The sequence below is a fragment of the Paenibacillus solisilvae genome (assembly GCF_042656405.1).
Lineage (GTDB): Bacteria > Bacillota > Bacilli > Paenibacillales > Paenibacillaceae > Paenibacillus_Z > Paenibacillus_Z solisilvae.
In genome coordinates this window covers 27,185-43,982 of record NZ_JBHSOW010000040.1, presented here as the reverse complement: position 1 = coordinate 43,982, position 16,798 = coordinate 27,185, and the positions used below count along the sequence as shown (strand labels likewise).

Below are 16,798 nucleotides of genomic sequence, written 5' to 3'. Positions count from 1 at the left end.
GGTACACCGTCTGAAGTGCGCGGCTTTCATATGCGGTTTGGATCGCACGAGGATGTGGGTCCTTTACAAAGAGTGATTACCGAAGCACTGGTGCCTATGGGTGTCAATGTGCTGGTTCTGGAAGTGAATACGAATTTTCAGTTCGGCTCTCATCCGGAGGTGTCCGGCGGGACGCTGACAAGGCAGGATGCCCGGGAGTTGTCTGCTTTGTGCCGGGCCAGCGGGATCCGCTTGATTCCCCTATTTGATTGCCTCGGACACCAAGGATGGGGCGGGGCAAGGAACTCGCTGCTGCGGGCGCATCCCGAATTCGATGAAACTCCGCATGTCCCGGCCGGGGCGAAATGGCCGGAATTTTATTGCCCGAGCTGGTGCCCGTCTCATCCCGATGTGAACGCGCTTGTTTTTGACTTGATGGATGAGCTGATCGATGCGTTTGAAGCGGATGCGCTTCATGTGGGAATGGATGAGGTGTTTGCCATCGCGGACGAAGGCTGTCCCCGCTGCCGCGGGAAGAACAAAGCGGAGCTGTTTGCGAAAGCGGCCAACGATTATTATGAACATATCGTCGGCAAGCGTCAGCTGCAGATGCTGATATGGGCCGATCGCCTGATTGATGCGGAAGGTCTGGGCTATACGGAGTGGGAGGGCGATATTCACGGCATTTGGCCGGCTGTCGATCTGATTCCTAAGGATATCGTGCTGTGTGACTGGCATTATGACAAGCTGGACGCTTACCCGTCGGTAGGGCATTTGCTCGATAAAGGCTTTACGGTATGGCCTTCCTGCTGGAAGACGCCGGATGCTGCGCTTGATTTCTTCAGCCAGTCTACTCAGCAGGCCAAGGAGCGGGGCGCACTTGAGAGGATGCCGGGCATGCTGGTGACCGGCTGGAACGCTACCGGTGCGAAGCTGGTGTCGGCGCTCTTGGGCGAAGGCGATTTGGGACAGGACGAAGGAGATATCGCGGGAATTGCACTCACGCTGAGAACCGTAATGGACAGGCTTCAGGACGGGCCGGTTCAGGCAGGCACGTGATATAATAGACCGAATGGAAGATAAGGAGGAATTTGCTTTATGGATGAGATTTTGGTTGAAGAATATAGAGGCTCACTGGTGGAAAATGTGCATCGAGGGCATATATGCGGGGTCGGGGAGGGCGGAGCGGTCCGTTATGAGGTCGGGGACGCCGCAAGTTTGACCTATATGCGTTCCTCCGGCAAACCGGTTCAGGCCATTCCTGCAATTATGCAGGGGGTGGATATTGCTTACGCATTAAAAGAGAAGGAAATCGCGGTAATGACGGGATCGCACCGGGCTGAATCCTTTCATGTCGAGGCTCTGGAAACGCTGATGAGCAAAATCGGAATCCAGGAGGAGCAGCTGGTCTGTCTGCCCGCCTATCCGCTGGGCGAGAACGCCAAAAACCAGCTGATTGCCGAAGGTAAGCCCAAGCGGCGGATCTACCATAACTGCTCAGGCAAGCATCTCGGTATTCTGTCTTTATGCAAGCATAAAGGCTATTCGACGGATGATTACACAGAACCCGATCATCCCGTTCAGCAGCAGATTGTTAAGGTGCTTTCTTACCTCTCTGAGGTTCCGGTAGATGAAATCGTTATCGGCACCGATGGATGCGGCTGTCCGGTGTATGCCATTCCGCTCAAAAGTATGGCTTATGTGTACTTGAAGCTGACATGTCCGGAATTGATCGAGGATGCGGCTATCCGGGAGACTGTCCGCAAAATCAGCGGATGGATGAGCCGTAACCCGGAGATGGTCGCAGGTACCGACCGGATCTGCTCGACGCTTCTGCTGGATGACAACATATTCGCCAAGGGCGGCGCCAAAGGCGTGTACTGCTTTGGTCTGAAGCGGGAGAAGCTTGGCTTTGCCATCAAAATCACGGATGGCTCGGAGGAAGAATGGCCGCTGGTTGTCGCCGCAATTCTGGAACAGATCGGCTACGCCCGCCAAGAAACGATTGCGAGCCTGTACCGGTTGGCGCCTGTTGCGATCATGAACGATAACAACCGGATTGTCGGGCGCAATCAGAGCGTTTTCAAGCTTCGCCATACTTAGTCTGCTCCAAGAGGTATATACAGCTTGTATATATATATACCTCTTTTTTATTGGCATTCTACCACAAATCAACGGCCTCCCCGCATTTGAATGCGGTCGGAGGCCGGAAGTCGTTCTGTCCTTGTTAAGAATAATTAACTCTTCGTCAGCTTCCGCCATTCCTGCTCGATTTGGGCTGCATTCAGATCAATGCCAATCATGACGAAGTACGGTCTTCCTTCATAGTTGGCAGGTGACCATTCAACCCGCCTGCCTGCCAGCTGAAAGAGCATGAGCTTGCCGCCTGTTCCGAAGGGCATATACCCCTTGGCACGCAGACACCGATTGCCCCGGCCGGTTATGAAGTCTTCAAAATGGCGACGTGACAATGGGGGTGAAGCCTCCGGATAAATGGCCACCGTACGCACACGCGAGTAGGAACCACTCGAATCAGGCTGGCTTGACGATGAGACGCTTTGGTTCGTCTGAGCCTGAGCCGGCTGACTGTTGACCAGTATGGCTTCCTGCTGCGGCCTGCCGGCCGATTTGAGGGAAAGCTTTAATGGAGGGGAGCTGCGCTCGGAAGTGGGAGTCCCCATCCGGCTGAATGCAAGCTGCTTGACACTCAACCGCACGATCCCTGCAAAGGCCAGGTCTGGAGGGACATCGCAGCGTATGGCAGGAACGAGCGCGCAGCCTGGATTTCGCTCTCTTACCATCTGCTCGACCTTCACCTTGGTCCGGTCCGAGATCAGATCCGCTTTATTTGCAATGACGGCATCGGCAACTTCAATCTGTCTGCGGAGCGTCCGGATCAGCTCGCGGTCTGAGGAGAAGATGCTGTTATAATCGAGCGCATGCTCTGCATCGAGTACGGTGATGATCCGGTGGAGCGCGACTTTGCCAATAACAGCGGGCTCGGTCATCGCCTCAGCAATCTCCTCTGGATTGGCGACGCCGGTTAATTCAATCACAATCACATCAGGCCTCTGAAGGGCCAGCCGCTCCAGGCATGAGGCGAGCTCGCTCTTCTTGGTGCAGCATAAACAGCCTTCCGTGATGCTTTCGATGATTTGATTGGCCGTGCTGCTGCTTACAAGTACGCCGTCTACATCTACTTTTCCGACTTCATTCATAAGTACCGATACACGCAGTCCGTTTTCATTGGCATGCTTTAGAAGCCGAAGCAGCAGGGTTGTTTTGCCGCTGCCTAGAAAACCGCTTAATACAATGACGGGAATTACGGATTGTTCCATTGTTTGCCCACGCTCCTCTAAAGAACAAAGTATGAGTGTAAGCCTGGAAACATGAATACTAAATAGGGCTCACCGCTGCAAAATCCGTTTGTGCAAGCGCAATAGAACGAGGTTTAGAGACCCGAAAAGCAAGGCAGTATTTCAGGCAGCTTGAATGTTCACGTTGCCTTAGGCTCTGTTAAACATGTAATAATTACGATATAATAGACAGCAGAATATACGGCTAAGGGGACAATGAATAACGATGACACAGGCTAATGCAGGGCACCTAAATGAATCTCGCGAGGAACGTACGATTCCGGTTCATCTCCTGTCAGGATTCCTTGGAAGCGGGAAAACCACTTTATTAAACCATCTCATTGATTACTATAAAATGTTGAACGTCAAAGCAGCAGTCGTGATGAACGAGTTGGGGGACGTGAATTTAGACGGTCAGTTCGTCGACAGCGATGTTCCGATGGCAGAGATGCTGAGCGGCTGTATTTGCTGTACGATCCGTGGAGATTTGAGCATGGAACTGAAGCAGCTGATTGATGAGCATAACCCCGATGTCGTGATTATCGAATCGACGGGTGCGGCTAATCCGATGGAAATCATGGATGCGATAACGGAGACCGCGCTGCTGACCCGCGTGGATTTGCGCGTCATTGCAACCGTAGTCGACGGTCCGGAGCTGCTGGAGCGCAGCAGGAAAGGCGGACGGACATATAAGCTGATGCAGGATCAAATCCGCTGTGCGACGGATCTTATCGTTAATAAGTCGGATAAGCTGAATCCGGAGGATCTTGTAACGGTTCAACAGCTGGTCAGGGAGCTCAATGCATTCACCCCGCTTACGGTGACGATCAAATGCGTGACCGATTTAAGCGTGTTTGACCTAGATCGCCGCCGCTCTGAACCGATTCCCCCGATTGTTCACGCCGATCAAGGCCGCGGACATGGACATGATCATCATGTCTGCGGAGCGAATTGCAGCCATGATCACAACGGTCACGGGGAGGGCGCGGCTTATGTTTCGCATGAGCATGTCATGACGCTCACGCATTATTTTCCGGCAGCTATCGACAGCTATGCCTTCGAGGAGCTTATCCGAAGATTGCCCAAGGCTGTGTACCGGGCTAAAGGGATCGTCACGTTCACGGACACAAACAGCCGCTTTCTGTTCCAATATGCATACGGCGAGGTTGAATTTATCCGTATCGCGCCGCAAGGCAAGGTGAATGATGTTGCCGTCTTCATTGGCGAGCATTTTCCGAAGGAAGCACTGCTGCAGGAGCTCCTGCAATTAGACGAGAGCTTCTCGCAGGAGTAAATGGGGAGTTTATGGAATAAAAGAACATTTTTCCGGGCAATCTATCCAAATGCTGGTAATCAGCAGTGATTTGGAGGGAGCTGACAGAGATGATTAATCGATTTCGACTCAATTGGAAGCTTAGCGCTGCGATTGCAGCCGCAGCCTGTACCTTGCTGTTTTTGGTCATTCCTGCCCATGCGCAGCGTGAAGCCGAACCTTCCGCACAGCAGCAGCTGCAGCCGGAAGCCAAGCAGGATCACGGCCGCTTCGGGATGAACCGCGAAGAGCACCGGGCGTACCGGTTGGAGCGGCTTAAGGAAGCAGCCGATTATTTCAATATATCGACAGATGGCAAGTCTGCTGCCCAGCTGCATAAGGAAGTTAAAGCTGCCCGTGCTGCGAATAAAGAGAAATGGGAACAGTTCAAGCAAGAGCAGAGCGGCAAACGGCTGGCCCGGCTTCAGAAGATCGCCGCTGAACTGGGGATTAAGACCGAAGGGAAGACGGCGAAGCAGCTGCATGCCGAGATCCGGGCATTATGCGAAGCGAAGCAGGACAGCAAAGCAAAGCAGAACTAGCTTCGTCATTTAGCAGCTGGTTTATCTGACAACTAACAAGCAGCAGCGTCTTCTAAAGAAGGAAGCGCTGCTGCTTGTTTCAATTTCAGCCATGATCCCATCCCATTGCCTTTACGATACAACGGCACAGGGCAAAGAGCGTGCCTATCAACGAATGATGCGGCGCAGCTGGTTTTCCTTACTCAATTCAACATGAATAACATGACGTTTGAGAGTCTGCTTCAGTTTGCGGCATGCATAACTTGCACGGATAGCCGCCTGCAGCTTGCGATATGCTTAATTTGCGCCGGCTGTCTGCTGCAGCTTGCGAAACACGCTGTGGCTGCGGCGTGCGCACTCCGAGATGGCAATCGGATGAAAGCCGCTGACTTCGGCATACAGCTTGTCGTTCAGCGGCTTCGTCCATGATGCCGGCAGTGCAGCGGCGCCAAGCGAAGCGCCGAGTATCGAGCCGACGGTCGCACCGTTGCAGTCCGTATCCCATCCGCCAAGCACGGCTGTCGTAATTCCCTTCTCGAAATCGCCGCTAGAGTGAAGGAGCGCGGCTGTGCAGAGCGCGGCATTGTTATTCGTATGCACAGGGTCGTAATGCTTGAAAGCCTCCCAAATTCGGCTGACGAGCTCCACCTGATCAGCGGTTGAGTCCGCGATTTCGATCGCAAGCCGAATATCCGAGGCCAGACGGCTGCCCTTCGGTATCATGCTCAGACCAATGGCCACGATTCGCCGCGGGTCGCTCTCCGCAAACGCTGCAGCAATCATGGCGGAGCAGAACATGGCTCCGTAAATCCCGTTCTTTACATGGGAGAAGGAAGCATCCTTCCAGGCAAGCTCAGCTGCAAGCTCCGGGCTGCCGGCAGCCCCGTAGGCATAGCCATCGACGCGGATCTGAGCACCGATCCATTCCCGGTAAGGGTTCAGATAAGTCCGCACCCATTCCTGCTGCGTGCCCCAATCGGCAGGCGGCTCCCCTTGGTTATGCGCAGTCACCTGGGCAAAATTCAAATAAGCCTGCGTCTCGGCTGTGCATACCTGCCGGTAAGACAGCTTCTCATGCCAGAGCTTGCCGACATGCCAGGATTCAAAGCCGGCGCCTCGTTCCTCAAGCATTCTGAGGCCAAGAACGGTGTAGCGGATGTCATCGTCGGTCTCCATGTAAGCAATATGCTCGCGGGTGCTGGCTCTGCACCATTTGCTCAGCGCAAGCTGATACGTTTGGCTTGCTCTGGAAACAGCAGGCGTATAAGCGGTGATTGGCCAGGCATCAGCGCCTTCAAACCACAGCTTTACGTTATGCCAGCCTGCGCGGCCGAAAGCGCCGTACATGAATGCCCAGGCTTCAAGCGGTTTGCCGAGCGCACAGCCGGCAGAGCGGCCGAGCCAAGCCCCGTTAAATTTATTGCTCCATTCCTCATCGGATAGACAGGGAGCTGCCATCTGCAGCGGCTCAGGTCGTTCGGCGCAGATACTTGCAAGATCGGAGGGCTCCGAAAAAGGGAAATCTGCCCGGATCGGAAGCGCCATTAATTCCTCATACAAATTTCTAAGCTTGCTTGGGTCTTCCCCTGCCAGATGAACCCTCTCTTCAAACCCTGCCGCATCGCAGCCTTCCTCCAGGCGCTGCTTCACCTCGAGCTTCACTAAACCGGATAAACGGTCCCAACCTGCCACAGGCATGCACTCCTTCATTTCGTCATAAGAGAGAAATCTTCGCGAATCTATTACCTACTCTATGAAAGGTTGGCTCGTACATTCGTCTTTTTGATGGATAAAGATAGTCGCTGTAGGCCAAAACAATAAAGATGATTGACGTGAAACCATTTGGTATCCTATAATATTAGGGAACCAAATGGTTTCCTATTACAGAAGGGGATGAATCCAGAGGTGGATGATCTGCAGAAGAAACTACGCTACAAAGCTGGACGAGCTCTTGTCTTGAATGCTCCGGAGGGTTACCATCTGGGCATAGAAGAAGAAGCCGGCGGTGACGCATCGGACAAATACGACTTCGTGTAGCTGTTTGTCAACAACGCGGCTGAGGTTGAGGAATGGTACCTCAAAGCGATCAATCTGTTGAATGAGGACGCCTTATTCTGGATTACCTATCCGAAGCAAAGCTCGAAGGTGAAAACAGACATTAACCGTGATCGTCTATGGGCGATGGTGCAGGATAAATCGGGGTATAGACCTGTCAGCAACGTCGCTATTGATGAGAAGTGGTCGGCGCTCCGTTTTCGCCATCAGGATAAAGTAAAAGTGAAACCAGCCAAATAAGGGAGCAATCCCAAATAAATTTTACTGGAGGATTTGTAGAAATGGGAGATCAAACACAGGATTTGCTGCCGGATATCCGGCATACGCTAGTAATGAATGCACCGATTAGCAAAGTGTGGGAAGCGGTTTCCACATCGGAAGGAATCGCAGCATGGTTCATGCCCAATGATTTTCAGCCAATCGAGGGTCATCAATTTGAAATCAATGCAGGGCCGTTCGGCATGTCGCCATGTAAGGTAGTGGAGATCCAATCTCCGAACCGGATGGCATTTGAATGGGGGAAGGATTGGAAGATTACCTGTGAGCTGGTTGATCTGGACGGCAAGACGGAGTTCACGATCATCCATTCGGGCTGGAATGCCAATACCGTTACCGAATTCGGGCAGCCGCATACGATCGTCCGCGGCATTATGGATCTAGGCTGGAACGGCATTATCGATGCGCTGCGCAAGTATGTTGAGGCGTAAATGGCAGCTTCATCAGCCAAGCATGATGTCTTTCAAGCGATTGCTGATCCAACACGGCGTCAAGTTTTAGAGCTGCTCGTCGATCGGGAAATGCCGGTTACGGCCATCAGCGGCCATTTTCCGATGAGCCGGACAGCAGTTTCGAAACATCTGCGTATATTGGCGGATGCAGGGCTGGTCAAGGAACGGAAGGTCGGCCGTGAGACGCGTTACCGGCTGGAGCCGGAGCCGCTCCAAGCTCTTCAGCACTGGCTGGATTACTACTCCAGGTTCTGGCAGAACAAGCTGACCGCGCTGCAGCGCTATGTGGAGTCGGATGAGAACAGCTAGGCGGCTCAAGTAATGGATCACTTTGCGCGAACTGAAAAACCGCCCTCTTCACGCGATGAAGAGGGCGGTTTTTTGTCGGTTCACAAGGGCAGCTCCCACTCGCACGGAGCTTTAGCTGCGCTGCATGACGGCATTCTGCTGCTTGTGAAGCCCGGAATCTTGTATTCTGCGGGTCAAGATTTGGCTGTGTCCCGTATAAGAGCAGTCAATTTGCCAAGAGCATTGCCATTTTCTTTGCGTTTCATCGTCTCCGCGATCTGATCCTTATTCACATAAACCCACTCCAAAGACTGCAGGAATCGCTCGTCAGTCATCTCGTCTTCAAGCAAAACCTTGCCGTAACCATCCTGCTCGAACAGCTCTGCGTTCAAGATTTGATCACCGCGGCTGGAAGCCTTGGAGAGCGGGATGAGCAGCATCGGCTTGCGCAGCGCCAGAAACTCAAAGATGGAATTGGAGCCGGCTCTCGAGATCACGATGTCCGCTGCGGCCAGCACATCCGGCAGCTCATCATGAATATATTCGAATTGCAGATAGCCCGGAAGCTGCAGCGAGCTGTCCAGCTGGCCTTTGCCGCAGATGTGGATGATCTGATACTGGCTGGTCAGCTCACGCACATGCTTGCGGACCATTTGGTTGATTTTGCTCGCACCCAAGCTTCCTCCCATGATGAGGAGCACGGGCTTGCCGGGCGTGAATTTACACCAGTTAAGACCGCGCGAAGCGCGGCCCTGGAGCAGCTCTTGCCGAATGATAGGCCCGATATGTACGCTCTTGCCGCCTTTAAGCGTCCGGGCGGTTTGTTCGAAGGTCACGCATACCGCTTGAGCGAATGGAATCGCAATCCGATTGGCCAAGCCCGGTGTCAAATCCGATTCATGGATCAGAACAGGTACGCGATTGAGCCACGCGCCCAGCACGACGGGTACGGAAACAAAGCCGCCTTTGGAGAAGAGTACATCGGGCTTCAACTTGCGAATAAGCCGGTAGGCCTGATAGACGCCCTTCATGACGCGAAAAGGATCCTTCACGTTCTGCAAATCCACATAACGTCTGAGTTTGCCTGTCGCAATGCCAAAATAGGCTACGCCTTCCATCCTGCCTACAAGCTGCGACTCTATTCCGTTGACTGAGCCGATATAGGATACCTGCCAGCCTTCATTCAGGAAAGAAGGAATCAGTGCCGCATTTACGGTCACGTGGCCGGCTGACCCTCCGCCTGTGAATAAAATCCGCTTCGAACGATTGTGCTTCATTTAACAACCATCTCTCCCCGTACTCTCATCTTTACTAGGAATAGGGTATCATACACCTGATCAAACTAGAATAAAAAAGGAGCGGGGAAATGAAACCTAATCAGCCTCTAGTCGGAACAAAAGACTTGATCCAGCTGCCGAAGCCGGATGGATTACGGGTTTGCACGAGCACGACCCCTTCGCCCCGGAACCTGCACACGATTGCCTCGCCGCTCGTTAAGCTGGAAATCCAGCCTGATGCGGCTTTCTCAATTTTATAATTCATGTAGTCCGGCCATGCGACGAGATGTCCGTTATCGATAATCATTTCTTCTCCGGCAGCAAGATTAACGGCATGAATGGCTCCGAAGGAGGAGAGGAAGACCGTGCCCCTGCCGCTGATTTCGACGATGAAGAAACCTTCGCCTGACAGGAAGCCGCGTGCGAGATTCTGCATCTTCGTATTAACCTCGATGCCCTGCGTACCTGCAAGGAAGCCGTCCTTTTGGACATACAGCTTGTAGGAACCGTCCAATTCGATTGCTTCTATATCTCCAATAGAGCCCGGTGAGAGCAGAACCTCGCCCTGCCCGCCTGCTGCAGTCAGCTCCTGGAAGAAGAATTTCTCTCCGCTGAGCATCCGCCCAAGTCCGCGAAGGATTCCCCCGTCGACCGTTCCCCTGAGATTGATATTCGGCGTCATGGAAACCATCGCGCCCATCTCCGCCTTTACGCTTTCACCGGAACCCAAATTTACTTTGAGCATGGCAAAGGCGCCTGAGTATAAAATCTCGTATTTCATGACGTCATCCTCCAAATTTGTGTAAAGTAGGAAGCCTATATTGATTTTAGTATAGTATAGAGGCTGACAAATCCAAAATAATATTTGTTCAGCATGGTGACCCCTCAGAGGCAGTTCGATCCGGCTGACCGCAGGGCGAACCCGGAGCAGTCAAAGGGTGATCGGGAGGTTACCGGTACCTATCAGCATGCAGGATTAAAACAAACAACAAAAAAAGCTTGGCGATGAGCCAAGCTTGCTGCTGCGGGAGCTGGGGGTTAAATTCCTTTGCCGCCTAAGGTTTGCAGCTTGATGCTTTCTATACCGGCAATAAGCGGCCGTGCCTGCGAGATGAGCTCCTCGGCCCCTTCAAGAGTGAGCGAAGCCTGATGAGCAGCGGCATCGCGCCATACCTCGGTTACCCAAATCGTCTCCGGTTCATTCTCCGTCACATTAACAAGGTACAGCTCACAGCCGTCAACCTCTTGCATCTGCCCTGCAGCCTTCAGCAGGATCTGCGCCAAACTGTCGCGTTGGCCGGTCTGGGTGGTGAATTTTACGTACATCCCATGTTTGCTCATTGGATCATTCCCTTGTGTTTTTATCTGAATTGTACACCAGCTTGGCTGACAAACCCAGTCAGTGAATAGCTTCGGGCTGCACGGAGATCCGAGGCGGAGAGTCTTATACTCAGGTTTGCTGGTTCTTCCTGTATTCATTTGGGGTGCAGGAAGATCTGCAACAGGTCAGCCCCTTCGCTATTAATGAACGGATAATACGGCTTGGTCCGGCTCTTCTCTCTTCGTCAGAACTTCCTTCTTGAGGAACCAGCAGATGAAGAAGGCAGCGATAACGAAGCCAAGCGAGATGGTGAAGATGTTCTGGAAGGAATCGGCGAATACCGTTTGAATCTTCACAAGCAGATCAGGCTCAAGACCGGAAGGAATTCCTCCTGTGGCGATGTTCTCCGCTTTCCCGGTCGGCAGCTGGTCAGCCAAGCCGGCAACGCCATTCTTAATATGGCGGGCAAGCAGGCTGCCGAAGATACTGAGTCCGATTGTAGCTCCAAGAGATTGGAACAATTGAACGGTGCCCAGCGCAACGCCGCTGTGCTCTTTGTCGACTGATTCCTGAATAATCAGGTTATCGCCGCCGAATAAGGCGCCAATGCCAAGGCCGAGTACAAAGAAGGTCAAGACGATATAGAGAACCGTGGTGCTGATTCCAATCTGAGACAGCAGAATGAAGCCGACAATTGGCAGCGAGAAGCAGGTAATGAACAGATTACGGTAAGGAATCCGGGTGATGAGGAACCCGTTCAGTATGCTCGATGGAATCGCCCCGGCCATGAAGGCGAGCATCAGATACCCGGCCGCTGTCGGTGTCAGCCCCATAACGTTCTGAGCGAAGAAGGGGAATGTCGCAATGCCTCCCATCAGGCCGAGCATCAAGATCAGCACAAGCAGCGACAGGACAACAACATTGCGGTTCCGGAACAAGTGAAGCGGAATAATCGGCTCTTGTACCTTGGACTCAATCCAGATGAACAAGGCGACGAACAGCGCTGAGAGAACCAGCATGCCGATAATGATCGGCGAGGACCAGGATAATCCGTTGTTATCAATGAGTACCGGGGCCAGCAGCAGTGACAGCAGAGCCAGAATAAGGGTAAATGCACCAGCCCAGTCAATGGTTCGTTTCTCATCGCTTCTTGTTTCGCGCATACCGATGTACATGAAGGCAGCGGCGATCAGGCCGATCGGGATATTGATTAGAAAAACCCAGTGCCAATTCACATGTCCGACCATATAGCCGCCGACCGTCGGTCCCAGCAGCTGCGGAAGTATCATCATGGGCCCGAATAAACTCTGAATCTTCGCCCGCTGCTCCAGCGGATAGGTGTCCCCGATGATCACGAGGGCCAAAGGCATAAGCCCTCCTGCGCCGATTCCCTGTATTCCGCGGCCAACGAGCAGCATGGTCATGGATGGAGCAAGGCCGCTGACAATTGATCCGGTCATGAACAAAGCCATGCAGCTTAGATAGACGCGTTTGCGGCCATACAGGTCGGCGAGCTTGCCAAGGATCGGCATGAACATCGTTAAGGCCAGCATGTAAATGCCCGCTACCCACCCGTAAAGTGATAATCCGTGCAGCTCGCGAATGATCGTCGGCATCGCTGTAGAAACAACGGTTTCATCCAGCTCTGCAAAGATGAGACCGATCAGCAGGCCCGTTAAAACAAGCTTCTTATTGTTTTCTTTTCTCATAATCATTTTAACGCTCTCCTATTCCCTTTTATTCATTCTGCTGGCAAGAATAGCTCCCCATTATGAACGGAACATGAACAACATGCATGTAACAAGCATTTTGGGCTGCAGCGGCTGTCGATTCATTTCTAAAATGATTATAGGGGATAGAAATTGCCATTCCATCCTTCCGCAGACTGAATCCATTTGGACGGAGGACTGAACTTATGATCAAAGAAAAGCTATTCCCAAAGGCTGGGAGTGCCGCCTTAGCGATAGCCTTGTCATCATTTGCTCATCATCATCTCTCCTCGGGTAATGGGTATGAGCATTGTCTAATCTCTTACAAGAATAGAAGAGGCTTATTAAGCCGATATGATTGAAATGTAGTTGTTTCATAAATGAAGGCCGGCCTTGCGGGAATAGGATCTGCGAATCTGAACGGGCAATGGCTTGTCAAACTAGTCCGCATAAAAGTCCAAGTCCCCTCATAAACATGGTACAAGTCAAGCGTAAACGGCCACGTCCCGTACGAGCCTGTGCGAGATATCCGCACCTGGCTGCCGTACAGCTCCGGATACGTTTAAAAACTTGTGATGAGGGGTTGATCTGATGCGTCGTCGAATCAGTTTTATCTTAGTTCTCTTGCTCTGTGCCACGGCGGTGCTCGCAGGCTGCGGGACTAAGGACGCGGAATCGGTTGTCAAAGATTTGGACAAAGTGGTTAACAACATGGGCAGCTATCATGGTAAAGGCAAAATGACGCTGCATACAGGTGCACAGCCGGTGGAATATCAAGTTGATGTCTCTTATCAGAAGCCGCAGTACTATCGCATTGAGCTGACGAACGCGAAGAAAGATATAACGCAAATCGTTCTCCGCAATGATGAAGGCGTGTTCGTGCTGACTCCGAGACTTAACAAGGTGTTCCGTTTCCAAAGTGATTGGCCGGCTAATCAAGGCCAGGTCTATCTGTATCAGACGCTGATCTCGAGTATTCTGCTGGACAGCTCGCGTCAGTTTGCCGTCGACAATGATGATTATGTCTTTGACGTGATGGCTAATTATCAGAATGGTTCTCTTGCGCGGCAGAAAATTTGGCTGAACAAGTCCGATTATGCACCTCGCCGAGTGGAAGTAAGCGATGCGAACAATGCGGTTATGGTTGAAGTGAATTTCGACAATTTTGAATTTGATTCGAAGCTGGATAAGAGCGTATTCGATACCCAGCAGAACATGGGAAGCAATTCAAGCAATCAACCGACGATGGCTACGCCGGACGATAACTCCGACTTCTCAGACAATACTTCAAATAATGAAGCCAATAATGAGTCTGCAACAACGCCGGAAGAGGATAATTCGAACCAGGCAGATTCGAACCAAGCGGATTCGAACCAAGCAGATTCGAACCAAACGGATTCGAACCAAACGGATTCGAATCAGTCAGGTAATAATGCAGAGAGTACGTCAGGTTCGAACAACAACGCTGCAGGCGAGGATTCTGAGGATACGATGGGAGCTGTTGACGGACAGCAAGCTGCACAGCCGTCGGATGCTGCCGAATTCACAGTTATGGAGCCGTCGTACTTCCCTGATGGCGTATCGGAGAAGGATCAGCAATCCATTGTATTTGGCGGTAATGCGGGTTACATGATCCGTTATACCGGCGATTATGAATATTCCCTCATTGAAACGCAGCCGAAAGATGTCGCAGCTTCACAGATGAAGGGTATGATCGTTGATCTTGGATTCACGATCGGTTCCATCAGCGGAGAGGAACAAAAGACGCTGACTTGGACTTATAACGGGATTGAATATCGCCTCACTAGCGGGACGCTTCCAGAAACAGAAATGACCAAGGTTGCACAATCCGTACAGGGCGAAATGACCAAATAATCGAAGCAAAGTAACATTTTCCAGCATGAATCGCGGTGAAAACCCCTTCCGTTTCATTGACAGCTCGAAGCCAAAACGTTTAACATAAAGGTTACGGGTTGTAGAGATAAACGCCCATCCCACATGGGTGGGCGTTTACGTTCGGAATGAAAAGAAGGTGGAAACGTGAACGCATACTATCGTCCGACAAGGGCAGAAATATCGCTTGATGCACTGCGGCGCAATGTACAATCGTTTCGCGCAGCTATGCCCGAGGGAATGAAACTGATGGCTTCTGTGAAGGCCAATGCTTATGGGCATGGGGCAGTGGAAGTTGCAAGAGAAGCATCGTCGAGCGGTGCCGATTATCTGGGCGTTGCTTTTCTGGACGAAGCGCTGCAGCTTCGGCGTGCTGGAATTGAAACACCCATTCTAGTGCTGGGCTATGTACCCGCTGAAGCTCTTGCCGCAGCAAGGGAATCGGACATTACGATTGCATTGTTCAGCGAAGAGATCTTGAAGGCGATCACTGCGCTTCCAGCCGGCAGTAAGCCGCTTCGGGTGCATGTCAAGATAGATACCGGGATGGGCAGATTGGGATTGCTGGCCGATCATATTGAAGAAGCTGTTCATTTCATTCAACGGGCTGCAAGTGAGCCGAACCTTGAGGTTGAAGGGCTGTTCACGCATTATGCGCGTGCGGATGAAACCGATAAAGGCTACACGAAGCTGCAGTACGAACGCTTCGCAGCTCTTGTAGAGCGGCTGAAGCAAAGCGATGTTGAAATTCCCATCATCCATGCAGCGAACAGCGCAGCGGGGATTGACACCCCCGAATGGGGAGGAGGCATGCTGAGGCTTGGGATCAGTATGTATGGCCTCTATCCATCTGCTGAAGTGAACCGGCAGCGGATACAGCTCGAACCCGTACTTTCACTCAAGACGCAGGTCGTTATGGTGAAGCAGGCTCCGGAAGGCTGGGGCATCAGCTATGGCTCGCGTTATGTAACCAAAGGCGAAGAACGTATCGGCACACTGCCGATCGGATATGCGGATGGTTTCAGCCGGATGCTGACTGGTAAAGCCGAAGCTATCGTGCGCGGGCACCGCGTTCCTGTACTCGGCACAATCTGTATGGATCAATGCATGATTGCGCTGGATATGAATGACGGTGCAGCTGCTGGTGATCGGATTGAGGCTGGCGAGGAAGTCGTTCTCATCGGCTCCCAGCAAGGCGAGACGATTACCGTTGATGAGGTAGCGGCGAAGCTTGGGACGATTAATTACGAAGTTACATGCATGCTTGCGGACCGGGTGCCTCGTGTTTACACGCGCGAAGGCAAAGTGGTTACGGTCTATAACCCGCTTGATTAAGGAACGGCGGACCAATGCGGCCTGTATGGACATTCAATGGCAAGGTTTATGTAATCGGAAGTAAAAGATCAGAATAGGATTTATAGGGGTAAAGAGGATTTTATCGATTTATCTCGAATAAAGTAATCATTGATGTTGCACAGATTTGGAAGTTGCTTATTGATGTAGCATACTTGATATACAGCCGGCATAGATATGAGGGTGTATATTACAGACCAAATAATGACATACTGTTAGTGCGCTTTTGCTGGAAATGTTTTGGGGGTGCGGGTTCGGTGGCCAATTTGCAAAACACCAAAAGGATTATGATCAGTTTGCCTGATCATTTGCTGGAGGAAGTCGACGGGATCGTTGCCAAAGAAAACTCGAACCGGAGCGAATTTATTCGTCAAGCGATGAAATTGTATTTAATTGAGCGCAAAAAGCGCCAAATTCGCGAATCGATGCAGCGCGGTTATTTGGAAATGGCGAAAATCAACTTGGTGATGGCATCGGAAGCTTTTCAAGCGGAGGAAGATGCCGGCGATACGCTCGGCCGACTCGTAAGCGGGGTGTAAGCTTGATCGTTAAACGCGGCGATGTATTTTTTGCGGACTTGTCACCTGTTGTCGGTTCGGAGCAGGGTGGCGTGCGTCCCGTACTTGTCATTCAAAATGATATTGGCAACCGCTTTAGTCCTACTGTAATCGTTGCTGCTATTACAGCCCAAATTCAGAAGGCCAAACTGCCGACGCATGTTGAAATCGATGCGGCTTCACATGGGTTTGACCGGGATTCGGTGCTCCTTCTGGAGCAGATTCGGACGATTGATAAACAGCGGTTGACCGATAAAATCACTCATCTTGACGATGAAACCATGCGCAAGGTAGATGAGGCGCTGCAGATCAGCGTCGGATTAATTGATTTTTAATTTAAAGAACGATTTTATTAGGCAGGGCTCCTTGGCGGGTCCTGCTTTTTGTTGGTTTTATGAGATTTGCGGGGGCGATACCCCCTCATATGATGGATAATTCTTGCTTTACAA

At 51.8% G+C, this 16,798-nt stretch carries 18 protein-coding genes; 12 read left to right on the top strand and 6 right to left on the bottom strand.

From position 1 onward, the window contains the following. The first annotated feature begins 54 nt into the window (after nucleotides 1–54). Nucleotides 55–1,038 (top strand): family 20 glycosylhydrolase, encoded by a 984-nt coding sequence (locus tag ACFPYJ_RS11120; protein WP_379188194.1) that lies wholly within the window; start codon nucleotides 55–57, stop codon nucleotides 1,036–1,038. Nucleotides 1,039–1,077: 39 nt separating this feature from the next. Continuing rightward, nucleotides 1,078–2,082, top strand: a complete 1,005-nt coding sequence (locus tag ACFPYJ_RS11115; RefSeq protein ID WP_379188193.1) for an asparaginase — start codon at nucleotides 1,078–1,080, stop codon at nucleotides 2,080–2,082. A 134-nt stretch (nucleotides 2,083–2,216) separates the two neighbouring features. On the opposite strand, the gene ACFPYJ_RS11110 is transcribed toward ACFPYJ_RS11115, so the two are convergent. Then, nucleotides 2,217–3,317 carry a CobW family GTP-binding protein gene (locus ACFPYJ_RS11110; protein WP_379188192.1) on the bottom strand — a complete coding sequence of 367 codons (1,101 nt, stop codon included), beginning with the start codon at nucleotides 3,315–3,317 and terminating at the stop codon, nucleotides 2,217–2,219. Between the two features lie 244 nt (nucleotides 3,318–3,561). Here ACFPYJ_RS11110 and ACFPYJ_RS11105 point away from each other — a divergent pair, with 244 nt between their 5' ends. Next, the gene (locus tag ACFPYJ_RS11105; protein WP_379188191.1) at nucleotides 3,562–4,629 is read left to right on the top strand and encodes a CobW family GTP-binding protein; all 1,068 of its coding nucleotides are present in this window, start codon (nucleotides 3,562–3,564) and stop codon (nucleotides 4,627–4,629) included. An 89-nt stretch (nucleotides 4,630–4,718) separates the two neighbouring features. After that, entirely contained in the window at nucleotides 4,719–5,189 is a 471-nt protein-coding gene (locus ACFPYJ_RS11100; RefSeq protein ID WP_379188190.1) for a hypothetical protein, read from the top strand. 276 nt (nucleotides 5,190–5,465) lie between these two features. Here the strand turns inward: ACFPYJ_RS11100 and ACFPYJ_RS11095 are convergent, their stop codons facing one another. Then, nucleotides 5,466–6,860, bottom strand: coding sequence for an ADP-ribosylglycohydrolase family protein (locus ACFPYJ_RS11095; RefSeq protein WP_379188189.1), 1,395 nt, complete (start codon nucleotides 6,858–6,860; stop codon nucleotides 5,466–5,468). Nucleotides 6,861–7,061: 201 nt separating this feature from the next. Between ACFPYJ_RS11095 and ACFPYJ_RS11090 the strand changes: the two genes are divergently transcribed. Genes ACFPYJ_RS11090 through ACFPYJ_RS11075 form a run of 4 tightly spaced genes read left to right on the top strand, consistent with a single transcriptional unit; the run spans nucleotide 7,062 to nucleotide 8,260 of the window. Continuing rightward, entirely contained in the window at nucleotides 7,062–7,205 is a 144-nt protein-coding gene (locus ACFPYJ_RS11090) for a hypothetical protein (RefSeq protein WP_379188188.1), read from the top strand. Nucleotides 7,206–7,262: 57 nt separating this feature from the next. After that, the gene (locus tag ACFPYJ_RS11085; RefSeq protein ID WP_379188187.1) at nucleotides 7,263–7,463 is read left to right on the top strand and encodes a hypothetical protein; all 201 of its coding nucleotides are present in this window, start codon (nucleotides 7,263–7,265) and stop codon (nucleotides 7,461–7,463) included. A 41-nt stretch (nucleotides 7,464–7,504) separates the two neighbouring features. After that, complete coding sequence (locus ACFPYJ_RS11080) at nucleotides 7,505–7,930, top strand: SRPBCC family protein (protein WP_379188186.1); 426 nt, start codon at nucleotides 7,505–7,507, stop codon at nucleotides 7,928–7,930. Further along, nucleotides 7,931–8,260: an ArsR/SmtB family transcription factor gene (locus ACFPYJ_RS11075; protein WP_379188185.1), complete on the top strand. Its 330-nt coding sequence runs from the start codon at nucleotides 7,931–7,933 to the stop codon at nucleotides 8,258–8,260. It abuts the gene before it with no gap. Nucleotides 8,261–8,433: 173 nt separating this feature from the next. On the opposite strand, the gene ACFPYJ_RS11070 is transcribed toward ACFPYJ_RS11075, so the two are convergent. From ACFPYJ_RS11070 to ACFPYJ_RS11055, 4 genes are all read right to left on the bottom strand, one after another. After that, nucleotides 8,434–9,516 carry an undecaprenyldiphospho-muramoylpentapeptide beta-N-acetylglucosaminyltransferase gene (locus tag ACFPYJ_RS11070; RefSeq protein WP_379188184.1) on the bottom strand — a complete coding sequence of 361 codons (1,083 nt, stop codon included), beginning with the start codon at nucleotides 9,514–9,516 and terminating at the stop codon, nucleotides 8,434–8,436. Between the two features lie 100 nt (nucleotides 9,517–9,616). Then, on the bottom strand, nucleotides 9,617–10,297 hold the full coding sequence (locus ACFPYJ_RS11065) for a TIGR00266 family protein (RefSeq protein WP_379188183.1): 681 nt from the start codon (nucleotides 10,295–10,297) through the stop codon (nucleotides 9,617–9,619). 257 nt (nucleotides 10,298–10,554) lie between these two features. Then, nucleotides 10,555–10,857 carry a putative quinol monooxygenase gene (locus ACFPYJ_RS11060; RefSeq protein ID WP_379188182.1) on the bottom strand — a complete coding sequence of 101 codons (303 nt, stop codon included), beginning with the start codon at nucleotides 10,855–10,857 and terminating at the stop codon, nucleotides 10,555–10,557. 180 nt (nucleotides 10,858–11,037) lie between these two features. Next, entirely contained in the window at nucleotides 11,038–12,552 is a 1,515-nt protein-coding gene (locus ACFPYJ_RS11055; RefSeq protein ID WP_379188181.1) for an MDR family MFS transporter, read from the bottom strand. A gap of 585 nt (nucleotides 12,553–13,137) precedes the next feature. Here ACFPYJ_RS11055 and ACFPYJ_RS11050 point away from each other — a divergent pair. From ACFPYJ_RS11050 to ACFPYJ_RS11035, 4 genes are all read left to right on the top strand, one after another. Continuing rightward, nucleotides 13,138–14,421, top strand: a complete 1,284-nt coding sequence (locus ACFPYJ_RS11050) for a DUF4367 domain-containing protein (protein WP_379188180.1) — start codon at nucleotides 13,138–13,140, stop codon at nucleotides 14,419–14,421. 165 nt (nucleotides 14,422–14,586) lie between these two features. Further along, nucleotides 14,587–15,774 (top strand): alanine racemase, encoded by a 1,188-nt coding sequence (gene alr, locus ACFPYJ_RS11045; protein ID WP_379188179.1) that lies wholly within the window; start codon nucleotides 14,587–14,589, stop codon nucleotides 15,772–15,774. Nucleotides 15,775–16,049: 275 nt separating this feature from the next. Beyond that, nucleotides 16,050–16,331: a CopG family ribbon-helix-helix protein gene (locus ACFPYJ_RS11040; RefSeq protein ID WP_125664967.1), complete on the top strand. Its 282-nt coding sequence runs from the start codon at nucleotides 16,050–16,052 to the stop codon at nucleotides 16,329–16,331. Nucleotides 16,332–16,333: 2 nt separating this feature from the next. Continuing rightward, nucleotides 16,334–16,684 (top strand): type II toxin-antitoxin system PemK/MazF family toxin, encoded by a 351-nt coding sequence (locus ACFPYJ_RS11035; protein ID WP_125664969.1) that lies wholly within the window; start codon nucleotides 16,334–16,336, stop codon nucleotides 16,682–16,684. Nucleotides 16,685–16,798: the final 114 nt, after the last annotated feature.